Below are 13530 nucleotides of genomic sequence, written 5' to 3' on the forward strand. Positions count from 1 at the left end.
GCACAACGATGCTGACCAGGTCGCCCGCTTCGAACACTCTGCTCGACCGGCTCACCGCAGCCGGTCTGGTATGGGGCGAGGGCACCTATGGGCGGCTGGCGGCGCCGATCGGCGCGGCGGCCTTTGCGCTCTATATCCTTCTGACGGCGGCGACGGCCTGGTTCATGCCCGACGCCAATTGGGACATGCTGCCCTATCTGGCTGTCGCCGAGGAAGGCACCTATCCCGATGCGCAGGCTTTGCATGACTACGCCTACGGCACGGTCAAATCAGGTGTGTCGGCCGGCGACTACAAGACGCTGACCGACGATGGCGGCGGTTTCCGCAGCCATATGGCTGAAAATGCCGCCGACTTCCATTCGCTGCTCGGCATGTACCGGATCAAGTTCCTTTATGCCGAGATCCTGTCGACGATGAGTTCTGTGATGTCGCCGGTCGAGGCGATGCGGCTCGTCTCGGTGTTCTCGGTGCTGCTGTTTGGCGCGATCGCGCTGCTTTGGCTGCGGTCTCAAACCGCGCTGGCGCTGGCGCCGGTCGTCGGCGCGCTGTTGATCATGGCCGATTTCGGCGAAACGGCGCGGGCCTCGACGCCGGATCTCTTGTGCTCGGCGCTGTTTCTCGGCGGGCTCTTTGCCTATGTGCGCGGCCGTGATGCGGCGACGGCGATCCTGCTCTTCCTCACCTTCATGGCACGGCCCGACAACATCGTTTTCCTCACCATCTTCGCCGTGCTGCTGGTCGCTTTCCGGGTGAAGGCGTGGGGCGCGCTGGCCGGCTTTGCCGCCTCCTTCGTCGCCTATTTCGCCATCTCGCACTGGGCTCACCATCCGGGCTGGTGGCCGCATCTGTGGTTCTCCAGCATCGAGCAGCACTACAATATGGACGGTTTCGATCCGCCGTTTTCGATTGTTGCCTACCTCAAGGCCTTCTCCGCCTCGCTGGTCCGCGCCATCACCCTGAACAGCTGGGTCGGCGTCTCGGTGCTGGCCCTGGCCGGATGGTATGCGTTGAGCCGCGCCGGCTTCAAGCTCGACCGTCGCGCCGGCATCCTGCTGGCCGCACTGGTGCTTGGCGTGCTGGCGAAATTCACCGTCTTTCCAATCCACGACAGCCGCATCTATTTTCCCAATCTGATCCCGCCGTTCCTGCTGCTTGCCGGCCCGATGATGGCGCTGTGGGCATCGGCAAGCGTCAATGGACGCCGCCCCGTCGACTTGCACGTCATATCTGGAGATAAGCCATGAGTTCCATTTCCAGCCTGGCGCGCATGGCTCTGTCGCTCGGTCTCCCCACCGGTGTTCTCGACCGGAGCCCGTCGCTGCACGGCACGAAATTCCTAGCCAGCGCGGCGCTGAAGGCGCGCCTCAGCGGGGCCAGGCGGCCCTTCCAGATGGTCAATGTCGGCGCCTGCGATGGCGCGCTGTTCGACGATGTGACGCCGTGGCTGCACCGCATTCCGCGGGCCCGGGCTGTGCTGGTCGAGCCGATCCCCTATAACCAGAAGCGGCTGCGCGCCAACTACCCTGATGCCGAGCGTTTCGTCATCGAGCCGGTGGCGGTGACCAAGACCAAGGGCACGATCACCGTCCACACCTTCGATGCCGCAGCACTCGAGGCCGGCACGCTGCCGATCGAGTTCATCGGCTGCTCGTCGGTCACCGACACCAATCTGATGTCGGGCAAGAATGCCTGGGGCGAGGCTGACGCCAACTTCAACAAGTTCGCGCCGCACCTGAGGGATATCGAGGTGCCGTCGGAGACGCTGCAGACGCTGCTCGACCGCAACGGCATCACCTACATCGACGCCTTCCTCGTCGATTGCGAGGGCGCAGACTGGATCGTCTTCGAACAGCTCGACCTCAAGCGCTATCGTCCCGGCATGATCAAGATCGAGGTCGGCGCGCTGCCGGCCGCCGAAATCGGCCAGGTCGTGGTCAAGCTCAAGACCGCCGGCTACCAGGTCGGTTTCCAGGCCGAGGACGTCTGGGCCTTTGCCTGAGTAAAAGTCACCTCTGACGATCAGTCGGCGTACTGGGTCGCGCCGCACCAGCGACGTGTCGCAAACAGGCGGTAGCTCCATCCGCGTCCTCTGCATATTGTGCGCCATTCGAACGGGCGCAGGCGCGCCCGCTTTATCGCTTTGGAGTCGCGGGCAATGGCAGAGTTTCCGAAACAGGCGAAGGTCGTCATCGTCGGCCTTGGCGGTATTGTCGGCGCATCGATCGCCCATCACCTGATCGAACGCGGCTGGGACGACATTGTCGGCATCGACAAATCAGGCATCCCGACCGACATCGGCTCGACCGCGCACGCCTCCGATTTCTGCTACACGACCAGCCACGATTTCCTGTCGTGCTGGACGACGCTCTACTCGATCGATTTCTACGAGAAGATGGGCCACTACGCCCGCATCGGCGGCCTCGAAGTGGCGCGCGTCGGCGATGACGCCCGTATGGAAGAAATCAAGCGCAAGATCGCCTCGGCCAAGGCTTTTGGAACGCGCGCCCGCCTGATCGAACCGGCAGAGATCAAGGAGAAATTTCCGCTCATCGAAGAAGCGATGGTGCAGGGTGGCCTGTGGGATCCGGATGCGGGTCTGGTCATTCCGCGCTCGCAGACCGTCGCCGGTAAGCTGGTCGACCAGGCGGAAGCTTCGGGCAAGCTCAAATCCTTCGCCAACACGCCGGCCAAATCCCTCATCGTCGAGGACGGCCGCATCAAGGGCGTGGTGACCGACCGCGGCACGATCATGGCCGACTATGTCATCGTCTGCGCCGGCATCTGGGGGCGGCTGATCGCCGAGATGGTCGGCGAGGACCTGCCGGTGATGCCGATCGACCATCCGCTGACCTTCTTCGGCCCGTACAATGAGTTCGCCGGCACCGGCAAGGAGATCGGCTGGCCGCTGCTGCGTGACCAGGGCAACTCGGCCTATATGCGCGACACCGGCGACCCCAAGACCGCCGAGGGTGGGCAGATCGAATGGGGCTACTACGAGGAGAACAATCCGCGCCTTTGCCATCCGCGCGACCTGCTGGAGAAGAACCAGGCCCGTCTGTCGCCGTCGCAGCGCGACCTCGACATGGAGCAGATTCTCGCACCGCTCGAGCGCGCCATGGAACTGACGCCGATCCTGGGCGAACTCGGCTACAACGAAAGCCATTCCTTCAACGGGCTGCTGCAGGTGACTGCGGATGGCGGCCCCTCGATGGGCGAAAGCCAGAAGGTCAGGGGTCTCTGGTATGCCGTCGCCATCTGGGTCAAGGACGGTCCCGGCATGGGCAAGCTGATCGCCGACTGGATGACGGACGGCCGCACCGCGATCGATCATCACGCCATCGACTATGCGCGCTTCTATCCGCACCAGACGAAGGAGCAGTTCATCTGGGACCGCTGCACCGAAACGGCAATGAAGGTCTACAATCCGGCGGTGCATCCGCGCGAGCCGTTCTCCAAGGGTCGCAACATAAGGCGCTCGCCATTCTGGGAGCGCGAGAAGGAACTCGGCGGCTATTTCATGGAACTGGGCGGCTGGGAACGGGCGCACGGCTATGCCGCCAACGAGCATCTCTTGGAGAAATACGGCAACCGGGTGCCGGTGCGCGCAAACGAGTGGGACAACCGCCATTTCTGGCGGGTGTCCAATGCCGAGCACCTGGCGATGAGCGAGGATTGCGGCATCGTCAACCTGTCGCATTTCGCCATGTACGATATTGAAGGCCCGGACCATGTCGCGCTGCTGGAATGGCTGTGCGCGGCCAAGATCGGCGGCGACAACAACATCGGCAAGGGCATCTACACCCACTTCCTCGACGAGGAAGGCATGGTGCGCGCCGACTTTACCGTCATCCGCATGGCTGACCGCTGCCGTTTGATCGACGGTGCCGATGCCGGCCCGCGCGACTTCCGCTACATGCAGCGCACCGCGCAGGACAAAGGCTTCGATGTCACCATCACCGACGTGACCGAGAAGTATGTGACTGTCGGCATCTGGGGCCCGAATGCGCGGGCGACACTGCAGAAGGTTGTCGAAAATCCTGATGGGCTGTCGATCGAGAATTTTCCGTTCGCGGCCATCAAGCCGCTCAGGATCGGCGGCAAGGACGTCACCGCGTTTCGGATCTCCTATGTCGGCGAGCAGGGCTGGGAACTGCACATGCGCTACGAGGACGGCCTTGCCGTCTGGGACGCGTTGCGTTCCACCGGCGTCATGCCTTTCGGCGTCGAGACCTACGCCAACACGCGGCGCATGGAAAAAAGCCTGCGCCTGCAGAACGCGGACCTCTTGACCGAGTACAATCTGCTCGAAGCCGATCTCGCCCGTCCGAAGGTCAAGGAGAAAGATTTCTGCGGCAAGGCGAAGCATGTGGAATACCGCGCCCGCGAGCACCAGCCGGCCATGTTGTGCACGCTGGTGATGACCGACAACGTCGATGCAAAGGGCGTCGCCCGCTATCCCGTCGGCATCATGCCGGTGATGGACCCGAAGACGGGCGAAACGCTGGTCGACGAACTCGGCCGCCGATCGTTCACGACGTCGATGGCCTATGGTCCGACCATCGGCAAGAACATCGGTCTCGCTTATCTGCCCTGGGCGCATGCCCAGGAAGGCCGCAAGCTCACCATCGAGTATTTCGGCGAGACCTATCCGGTGGAAGTGGCCGCCGTCGGCTACAAGCCGCTCTACGACCCGGAGAACCTCAAGCCGAGAAGTTGATTACTCGCCGTCAGCCCGCTGGCCCGCAAAGATTTGAATGCAAAAAGCCCGGCCCAGCGCCGGGCTTTTCTCTTTGTCGATCCGCGATTCTCGCTTACCCTTGCGTCATGTCTGCTTCTCCTCGCGCAAGGCATCTCTTTTCGGGCTGCGCGGCGCTGGCGCTGTCGCTCTGGCTGACGCCGGCGTCCCCGGCGGACGAGCCCGTCGACATCGAACTGGTGCTGGCCGTTGATGTTTCCCTGTCCATGTCGCCGGACGAACTCGAGATCCAGCGCCACGGTTATGCGGCGGCACTTACGCACGACCACGTGTTGCAGGCCATTGCCGACGGCGTCTATGGCAAGATCGCCGTCACCTATGTCGAATGGGCCGGGACGACCTGGCAGCATGTCATCGTGCCGTGGACGGTGATCGCCAACCGTGCCGATGCCGAACGGGTGGTTGCACAACTTTCCGCCCATCCGCCGGGCAGCGCGCGCCGCACCTCGATTTCAGGTGCGCTTGAATTCGGCAGCGATCTTTTCGCCGAAAGCGGCTTTCAGGGCGTCAAGCGCGTCATCGACATTTCGGGCGACGGCCCCAACAACCAGGGCGCCCCCGTCGATATCACCCGCGACGCTGTGGTGAAGCAAGGAATCGTCATCAACGGGTTGCCGCTGATGACCCGTGGCGGGTTCACCGGCGCCTTCGACGTCAACAATCTCGACCGCTACTACAGCGACTGCGTGATCGGCGGGCCTGGCTCCTTCATGATCCCGGTCAATGACTGGACGCAGTTTCCCGAAGCGATCCGCCGCAAGCTGGTGCTGGAACTTGCCGGCCCTGCCTCGCCGCAATGGGCGGCGGAGGAGGCTGATCACCCGCCGGTGATGCTGGCGCAGGACGGGCCGCCCGTCGACTGCCTGACCGGCGAGAAAATGTGGCGCGACCGCAGCTGGATGTTCGACAGCCGCTAGTCGTCAAATCTCCTAGGCCGGATCAGGCCGCGAGCAACTGCTTGCGGTCGACGCGCTCCTGCTGCGGTGAGCGGGCGTAGAGCTCGCGGTAGCACTTGGAGAAATGCGAGGCCGAGACGAAGCCGCAGGCGACCGCTACCTCGACGACCGGCATCGACGACTGGATGAGCAGGTGCCTGGCACGGTCGAGCCGGATCTCCAGATAATAGCGGGCAGGGGAGCGGCCCATTTCGGTGCGGAACAGCCGCTCGATCTGCCGGCGCGACAGGTCGACATGGTCGGCGATCTCGATCAGCGACAGCGGTTCGGACAGATTGCCTTCCATCAATTCGATGATGGTCAGCACCTTGGAATTCTGCACGCCAAGGCGGGCGCGCAACGGCAGGCGCTGGCGGTCGGTCGGGCTGCGGACGCGGTCGGTCAGCACCTGCTCGCACACCCGGTTGACCAGGTTCTCATCGAAATCATCGCCGATCAACTTCAACATCATGTCGAGCGCGGCGGTGCCGCCGGCGCAGGTGTAGATGTTCTGGTCGATCTCGAACAGGTCGGCAAACACATTGGCCTTGGGGAACGCCTCGGAAAAGCCCGGCAGGTTCTCCCAGTGGATGGCGCAACGCTTGTTGGACAAGAGGCCGGCGGCAGCCAGGATATGGGCGCCGGTGCACAGGCCGCCGACGGCGACGCCGCGATTGTATTCCTCGCGCAGCCAGGCGAAGGCCGACCTGTTCTGGTAGCGCTCGACATTGATGCCGCTGCAGACGATCGCCATGTTCGGCCGTTCCGGCCCGGCCATCTTCTTGCGCTCATCCTCCAGCGAGGTGTTGACGGCGCATTCGACGCCGTTCGAGGCGCGCACCGGCTTGCCGTCGATGCTGGCGAGGCGCCAACGATAGGCTTCGTAGCCGAGCATGCGGTTGGCCGAGCGTAGCGGGTCGAGCGCTGTCGCAAAGGCGATCATGGTGAAATCGGGGATGAGGAAGAATACAAACGATCGCCTGATCGGATGCTTGATAACGGCATTCACGGGGAAACCTCACGCGGCCATGACGCGAACAGGATGTCGCGAACAGCACAGCGTCATCAGGAAAAACCATTCCTGTCAATCGGGTAGAGGGCGTAGAGGCAACTATATTTGCGACATGGGTCGCAAATGGGCAATCGCCCAAGCGATGGGCTCAAATTGTCGCCGGCCTAGGCAGATTTGTCCCGCCTTGTGGCTCAAAACGAAAACGCCGCCTCGGCTTGCCAAGGCGGCGTTGGGATCAACTTCGAAGCAGCGGCAGGGAACGCTGCCTTCGCAAGCTGTTGTCTCAGGCGACGAAGCCGAGGCGCGCCGCATTCATGGCGCCGGTCTGGCCGGGCATGGTGTTGGCAAGGCGCTGGCGCTCGAGAGCGGTCGTCAGGTTCATTTCGCGGCGGGCAAAGAGGCGGGCAAAAAGCTTCATGATCATCTCCATTCGGTTGCTCAGACGGGTCGCCTTCGCTTTATGGAGTGGGGCAGCTCGTTTGCTGGCGCTGATATAGGCCTGTGCGAGGACAAACTAAATCGCAAATGCGAAGCGCTTGATATGAAATGCGACACCGATTGCGACATTATTGGGCAAGCTGCCCAGAATTTACCATTATTTACAATGCGTTATCTGTCAATTCGCACCGCTATGCGGCTTGTTCATATGCGCCATGTAGTGGCGACATGGCTCCAAAAATTCATTTGAATGCAAATAAAACGGAGAAGGCCTGCCGGGCTGGTCTGCGCGGCAGGCCTTCATTCTTTGCTACACACGATTTACTTCGCTCCAGCCCAGGATCCGACGCCGTGGCGTGCACCGGTCTTGGTGTCGGCAGCTTCAGGCCAGCCGATGTCCTTCTGCAGTTCGATCGGCAGCGAGTGAATGGCGCGTTCGGTCTGGTAGCGGGCGCGGGCCGCGCTGAATTCGGTCGCAAGCCGACCAATGGATGACAGGATAGACATTTCATTCTCCTTCGTTGGCGGTGGGAGGATCCGCACGACTGAGGCGGTACACCCGGTTTGTTTCAGCTTCACTTCATGTCGAATACAGGTCTGTGTCGTGGTCGTTTGGTGGCTGCTTTCGGTACGTCCTGCTTCGATGGAGTTGACTATCCTCCCATTCTGATGTTCAATCAAACGAAATGGAATGATGGTTTGCATCAGAAAAATTGAAGGTCGATCCCGATGAACGCCCCACTCAATCATCCGCTGCCCCTGCTCGATCTCGATGTGCTGCGCACTTTCGTGGCCATTGCCGAAACCGGCAGCTTCACCACCGCCGCCAATGCGGTCTTTCGCACGCCGTCAGCCGTCTCCATGCAGATCAAGAAGCTCGAGGACATTCTCGGCCGCTCCGTCTTCGCGCGCGACGCGCGCTCGGTAACACTGACCACCGATGGCGAGATGCTGCTCGGCTACGCCCGCCGGCTGCTGTCGATCAACCGCGAGGTGGTGTCGAAGTTCATCATTCCCGACATTGTCGGCGTGGTGCGGCTCGGCTCGCCGGACGATTACGGTGAGCGCGTGCTGCCGCATGTGCTGAAGCGTTTTGCGCAGTCGCATCCGTCGATCGCCGTCGACGTCACCATCGATCAAAGCAGCAATCTGCGCCGCCGGATGGACGACCGCGCGCTCGACATCACGCTGCTGACCAATTCCTACAAGACCAGCGCGATCGGCGCCGAAGTTCTGCTGACCGAGCCGATCGTCTGGGCCGGCGCCAAGGGCGGCTGCGCGCATCTGCGCGAGCCGCTGCCGGTATCGCTGTGGGAAGAAGGCTGCGCCTGGCGGGCCGGCGCCCTGGAAGCGCTCGGCCGCGAAGGCCGCAACTACCGCATCGCCTATATGAGCGCGCACACGGCCGGCCAGCGCGCCGCCATCATGTCCGATCTCGCGGTAGCGCCGCTGCCGAAGTCGTTCCTCGGCAACGACATGGTCGAGCTTTGCCCGAAGGACGGCATGCCGGACATCGGCACCTACAATCTGGCCATGGTGGTGGCGCCGGACGCCAGCGCGCCGGTCAAGGCAGTCGCCGACCACATCCGCGCAACCTTCGAAGTGTTCCGGGAAACCGGCAAGTTCTGATTTTTGTGACGATCGGAGCCCGTCCCGACAAGATCGGGGGCGGGCTCTTTTTCCGTTCGGAATGGCTCGCGGGTGACAGATCAGGTGGCGATCTGACCCTGTAGCGGCCATCGACCGGCCGTAGCGCGGCGTGGTTTGGTTTCGCCGTTCAGGAAGGCGACGATGCTGTCGCGCGCGCGGCGCGCCTCGGGCATCTCGATCAGCGGCCAGACGTGGAACATGCCTTCCTCATAGACGACCTCCACATCGACACCGGCGTTACGAGCTTTCTCGGCGAAGATCAGATTGTCGGGGCTGAGCAGATCGTGCGAGCCGGTCAGCAGCAGGGTTTTCGGCAGCACCGACAGGTCGCCGTAAAGCGGACTGATGTGCCAGTCGCTTCGAGCGAAGCCGGCGCTGTAGAGCCGGACCGCCTCCATCCCGCCAGAAATGCCCAGCCACGGATCGTTGCGCTCGGCTTCGAAGACTTCGGGGTTGGCAAGCGACATGTCAAGACCTGGCGAAATCAGCACATGACGTGACGGCAAGGGCAGGGCTTCTTCCGCGGCCATCATGGTCAGCACCACGGCCATGTTGCCGCCGGCGGAGTCACCCATGAAGACGATGTCTTCCGCTTCGGTTTCGTCGAGCATCTGGCGGTAGACCTTGCCGACCATGCCGAACATGGCGTGGAAATCATGCTCGGGGGCAATGGGATAGATCGGCACGGTGATGCCGAAGCCAAGGCGATCGGCCATTTCGGCGATCAGCCCCCAATGATAGGGCGTGATTTCAAAGACATAGGCGCCGCCATGCAGGTAAAGAATCTGCTTCTGCTCGCCGGCCTTGGGCGCGATTTCGTAGACGGGAAAGCCGCCGACGGTGCGCGTCGTGATGCCGAGCCGCGACCGCAGCGCAGCGGGCGGCTGGTGGTCTTCGGTCTTGCGAGCATAGGCAATCCAGCGCTGCAGGTTTTCCGGGCTGGCAAAGGCCTGCTTGCGGCTATGCCGGAGCACAAACGAAACGACGTGGCTTTTGAAACTGGGCATGCGGATACACGAACTTCGGCTGGAGCCGACTAAGAGAAATCTCCCTGTCTTCGAAGATCGTGCCTCGGCCAGAAATGTCAAGTTTTGCGTGGTGGTCAACACGGTTGTGTGATCTGGGGCCGCAACCCCAAGGCAGCTTTCCCAGCCCTTTAGGGCACCGCAACAGCGTTCAACGCCGAGGCAAAAGTGCTGCGCGCAGCTTTGTATCGGTTGTCGCCGGAGCCGTATCGCGGCTCCGGCGTTTGGCCAACAGCTTGCATTTGTCGGCGAATGTCATCAGCGCGCCGAGCCCAGGAGCAGAGCCGACAAGGTGGCCTGCGGGTCATTGCGCGGCGACACCGGCCAGCCGATATCCTTCTGGATTTCGGAAGGCAGGCTGTTCAGTGCCCGGACAGATCTGTTCCGGTTGTGGGCATGCTTGATGGCCGCACCATAACGGCCGAGGCTTTCGAACATCGACATCGTGATCTCCCTTGAAGGATCGCGGCGGTCGGAAGAGATTTCCTGCCTGCCGCTTGATGCCGGTTAAATGCGCCGCGCGTGTATCTGGCGGATTTCACGAAAACAGCGTTTTCGTTTCCAGATCGGCCGATCTTGAAACATTTGCATACAAATGAAATTGGAGGCGTTCGACGCTCTGTTGCAGGCGGTTTACTCTCGCCCGCGCCTTGCCGCATGGCCTTCGCGCGAACGCCGGCGCGGGGCGGCATCGCCGGCAACACCGTCTTCGCTGACGGTCTTGCGCGGCGGCAGTTTCACCGCGGCCGAGAGTTTCGGGAACGGGTCGACCTTGTTCGGCAGCGCCATGGCGTAGACGAAATGCTCCTGGAATTTCGGCTCCAGCGCGGTCTCGATCTTCTCGATCTTGCTGACCGTGTCCTCGATCTCGCGGCGGTAGCCGCGATTGAGCAGCGCCATGCGGGCGCCGGCGCCGGCGGCGTTGCCGACCGCCGAAACCTTGTCGAGATCGCAGTCTGGGATCAGGCCCAGCACCATGGCGTATTTCGGATCGATGAAGGAGCCGAAGGCACCGGCGAAATGGATGCGGTCGACATGCTCGGTGTGCTGTTTTTCCATCAACAGCTTGGTACCGGCATAGAGCGCTGCCTTGGCGAGCTGGATGGCGCGCACGTCGGTCTGGGTGATGGTGATCTTCGGCTCGCCTTCCTTCAGCACGTAGGAGAAGGTGCGGCCGTTGGCGGTGACGCGCGGCGAGCGCGCCGACAGGCCGCCGTCGATGACGCCGTCCTCGGAAATGATGCCGGCAAGATACATTTCGGCGACCACCTCGATGATGCCGGAGCCGCAGATGCCGGTGACGCCGGTTGCCTGCACACTGTCGAGGAAGCCAGGCTCATCCGACCACAGTTCCGAGCCGATGACGCGGTACTTTGGCTCCAGCGTGTCGGCATCGATGCGCACGCGCTCGATGGCGCCGGGGGCGGCGCGCTGGCCGCCGGAGATTTCCGCGCCTTCGAAGGCCGGGCCGGTGGGGGAGGAGGCCGCCACGACCCGCGCACGATTGCCGAGCACGATCTCGGCATTGGTGCCGACATCGACGATCAGCATCATCTCGTCCTGGCGGTGCGGACCTTCCGACAGCGTGACGGCCGCCGCATCGGCGCCGACATGGCCGGCGATGCAAGGCAGCATGTAGAGCCTTGCGCCCTGATTGAGCTTGAGGCCGATGTCCGAGGCCTTGATGTGCACGGCGCCCGAGACGGCCAGCGCGAAGGGCGCGCCGCCGAGCTCGGTCGGATCGATGCCGAGGAACAGATGGTGCATGATCGGATTGCCGACGAAGACGCTGTCCAGAATGTCGTTGCGCTGGACGTTGCCTTCGGCGCAGACCTTGTCGACGAGGCCGGAAATCGCCTCGCGCACGGCCACCGTCATGCCTTCGCGGCCGTCCGGGTTCATCATCACATAGGAAACGCGGCTCATCAGATCCTCGCCGAAGCGGATCTGCGGGTTGGACGTGCCCGACGAGGCGGCGACGCGACCCGACAGCAGCGACACCAGATGCATGGCGATGGTGGTCGAGCCGATATCGCAGGCGAGCCCATAGGCCTCGTTCTTGAGGCCCGGCCACAAAGCGATGACCCGCGCGGTCTCGGTCTCGGCATCCTTGTAGATGGCGGCGGTCGCGGTCCAGTTGCCCTTGCGCAAGATGCCTTGCACCTGCGGCAACAGGTGAAAATCGAAATCGAGGTTTTTCAGGCTCCAGTCGTGCATCAGCGCGATCTTGAGGCGGTCGAGATCGCCGAGCGGCTTGTGCATGTCAGGTTCTTCGATTTCGACATAGCACATGCGGACCGCCGAATCGCGGGCGATGACCCTGGTGTCGGCATCCTTGCGGATGGTCTGCGCGTTGATGACGGTGTCCTGCGGCACGTCGATGACGAGATCGCCGAGGATCTGCGCCGAACAGGACAGGCGCCGGCGCTCAGGCAGGCCGCGCACGCGTTCGTAGCGCTCTTCCTTGGCGCCCTTGGGCGTGATGTGGTCGTTGGAGGAGATGATCTTGTGCTTGGCGAAATTGCCTTCCTGCACTTCAATCTGGCAACGCCCGCAGGTGGCGCGCCCGCCGCAGACGCTCTCGACATAGACGCCGAGCTGGCGTGCGGCGTCGAGCACCGGCGTGCCGACCGGAAACCGCCCGCGCTTGCCGGACGGCATGAACAGCACGAGCGGATCGGTGATGTTTGCAGGCGAGTTCACGATTGCGCGCTTATCCTCGACCCATCCGGGCTTCACGACCGCCACGGCGGCGACCACCATTGCTGGCGCCGTCGCCCGGCGCATTGACCTGCGTCGGTGCTGCCACCGCCTGGCCGCCTTCGGCCGGCTTGTAGTCCTTGTAGGTCCTGATCCAGTTGGTGCAGTTCTCGTCGGTGCCGTTCAGCACATTGGCGCCGCGCACGGCTTCCATTTCCTGCGGACGCACCGGGTTCATGATGGCGCTGGTCATGCCGGCGCCGATCACCATCGGGATGAAGGCGGCATTGATGCCATGGCGGTGCGGCAGGCCGAACGAGATGTTGGAGAGGCCGCACGTGGTGTTGACCTTGAGCTCTTCGCGGAGCCGACGCAACAGAGCGAACACCTGGCGGCCGGCATCGCCCAGCGCGCCGATCGGCATGACCAGCGGGTCGACGACGACATCATGCGCCGGAATGCCGAAATCGGCGCAGCGCTCAACGATCTTCTTGGCGACGGCGAAGCGCACGTCGGGATCCATCGAAATGCCGGTCTCGTCGTTGGAGATGGCAACGACCGGAACGTTGTATTTCTTGATCAACGGCAGAATGGCTTCGAGCTTTTCCTCTTCGCCGGTGACGGAATTGACCAGCGGGCGGCCCTTGGCAACCTTCAGCGCGGCTTCGATTGCCGCGGTCACCGAGCTGTCGATCGACAGCGGCAGGTCGACCAGCCCCTGGACGATCTCCAGCGTCTGCACCAGCAGGCCTGGCTCGGTCTCGTTCGGGTTGACCGAGGTGACGCCGGCATTGACGTCGAGCATGGTGGCGCCGCAGGCGGCCTGTTCCAACGCGTCCCGGATGACGGTGTCGAAATTGCCGGCGATCATCTCGGCGGCCAGCTTCTTGCGGCCGGTCGGATTGATGCGCTCGCCGATCACGCAGAACGGCTGGTCGAAGCCGATAATGATTTCTCGTGTCGCCGAGGCGACGATGGTACGGGTCATGAAATCTCTCCGTCGTGATATAAAGA

At 62.9% G+C, this 13530-nt stretch carries 12 protein-coding genes; 6 read left to right on the forward strand and 6 right to left on the reverse strand.

From position 1 onward, the window contains the following. The first annotated feature begins 8 nt into the window (after positions 1 to 8). From AC1D0N_RS22425 to AC1D0N_RS22440, 4 genes are all read left to right on the forward strand, one after another. Complete coding sequence (locus AC1D0N_RS22425; protein WP_477247747.1) at positions 9 to 1244, forward strand: hypothetical protein; 1236 nt, start codon at positions 9 to 11, stop codon at positions 1242 to 1244. After that, positions 1241 to 1999, forward strand: a complete 759-nt coding sequence (locus AC1D0N_RS22430) for an FkbM family methyltransferase (RefSeq protein ID WP_477247749.1) — start codon at positions 1241 to 1243, stop codon at positions 1997 to 1999. The genes AC1D0N_RS22425 and AC1D0N_RS22430 overlap by 4 nt, the downstream gene beginning before the upstream one ends. Positions 2000 to 2155: 156 nt before the next feature. After that, on the forward strand, positions 2156 to 4717 hold the full coding sequence (locus tag AC1D0N_RS22435; RefSeq protein WP_477247751.1) for a GcvT family protein: 2562 nt from the start codon (positions 2156 to 2158) through the stop codon (positions 4715 to 4717). Positions 4718 to 4824: 107 nt separating this feature from the next. Continuing rightward, positions 4825 to 5673 carry a DUF1194 domain-containing protein gene (locus tag AC1D0N_RS22440; protein WP_477247753.1) on the forward strand — a complete coding sequence of 283 codons (849 nt, stop codon included), beginning with the start codon at positions 4825 to 4827 and terminating at the stop codon, positions 5671 to 5673. A gap of 22 nt (positions 5674 to 5695) precedes the next feature. Here the strand turns inward: AC1D0N_RS22440 and AC1D0N_RS22445 are convergent, their stop codons facing one another. Beyond that, on the reverse strand, positions 5696 to 6634 hold the full coding sequence (locus AC1D0N_RS22445) for a GlxA family transcriptional regulator (protein WP_477248051.1): 939 nt from the start codon (positions 6632 to 6634) through the stop codon (positions 5696 to 5698). Positions 6635 to 6887: 253 nt separating this feature from the next. Here AC1D0N_RS22445 and AC1D0N_RS22450 point away from each other — a divergent pair, with 253 nt between their 5' ends. Then, the gene (locus tag AC1D0N_RS22450; protein WP_477248072.1) at positions 6888 to 7391 is read left to right on the forward strand and encodes a hypothetical protein; all 504 of its coding nucleotides are present in this window, start codon (positions 6888 to 6890) and stop codon (positions 7389 to 7391) included. A gap of 71 nt (positions 7392 to 7462) precedes the next feature. On the opposite strand, the gene AC1D0N_RS22455 is transcribed toward AC1D0N_RS22450, so the two are convergent. Then, positions 7463 to 7648 (reverse strand): hypothetical protein, encoded by a 186-nt coding sequence (locus tag AC1D0N_RS22455; protein ID WP_477248053.1) that lies wholly within the window; start codon positions 7646 to 7648, stop codon positions 7463 to 7465. Between the two features lie 222 nt (positions 7649 to 7870). Between AC1D0N_RS22455 and AC1D0N_RS22460 the strand changes: the two genes are divergently transcribed. Continuing rightward, the gene (locus tag AC1D0N_RS22460) at positions 7871 to 8770 is read left to right on the forward strand and encodes a LysR substrate-binding domain-containing protein (protein ID WP_477247755.1); all 900 of its coding nucleotides are present in this window, start codon (positions 7871 to 7873) and stop codon (positions 8768 to 8770) included. An 80-nt stretch (positions 8771 to 8850) separates the two neighbouring features. Here the strand turns inward: AC1D0N_RS22460 and AC1D0N_RS22465 are convergent, their stop codons facing one another. The 4 genes from AC1D0N_RS22465 to AC1D0N_RS22480 form a co-directional block, all read right to left on the reverse strand. Beyond that, on the reverse strand, positions 8851 to 9798 hold the full coding sequence (locus tag AC1D0N_RS22465; protein WP_477247757.1) for an alpha/beta hydrolase: 948 nt from the start codon (positions 9796 to 9798) through the stop codon (positions 8851 to 8853). Between the two features lie 276 nt (positions 9799 to 10074). Continuing rightward, positions 10075 to 10260 (reverse strand): hypothetical protein, encoded by a 186-nt coding sequence (locus AC1D0N_RS22470; RefSeq protein ID WP_477247758.1) that lies wholly within the window; start codon positions 10258 to 10260, stop codon positions 10075 to 10077. Positions 10261 to 10449: 189 nt separating this feature from the next. Further along, a complete protein-coding gene (locus AC1D0N_RS22475) occupies positions 10450 to 12579 on the reverse strand; it encodes an ASKHA domain-containing protein (RefSeq protein WP_477247760.1) in 2130 nt (709 codons plus the stop codon). Beyond that, positions 12530 to 13504 carry a methyltetrahydrofolate cobalamin methyltransferase gene (locus AC1D0N_RS22480; protein ID WP_477247762.1) on the reverse strand — a complete coding sequence of 325 codons (975 nt, stop codon included), beginning with the start codon at positions 13502 to 13504 and terminating at the stop codon, positions 12530 to 12532. The genes AC1D0N_RS22475 and AC1D0N_RS22480 overlap by 50 nt, the downstream gene beginning before the upstream one ends. Between the last annotated feature and the right edge of the window lie 26 nt (positions 13505 to 13530).

The organism is Mesorhizobium sp. P2_E10 (assembly GCF_056404235.1).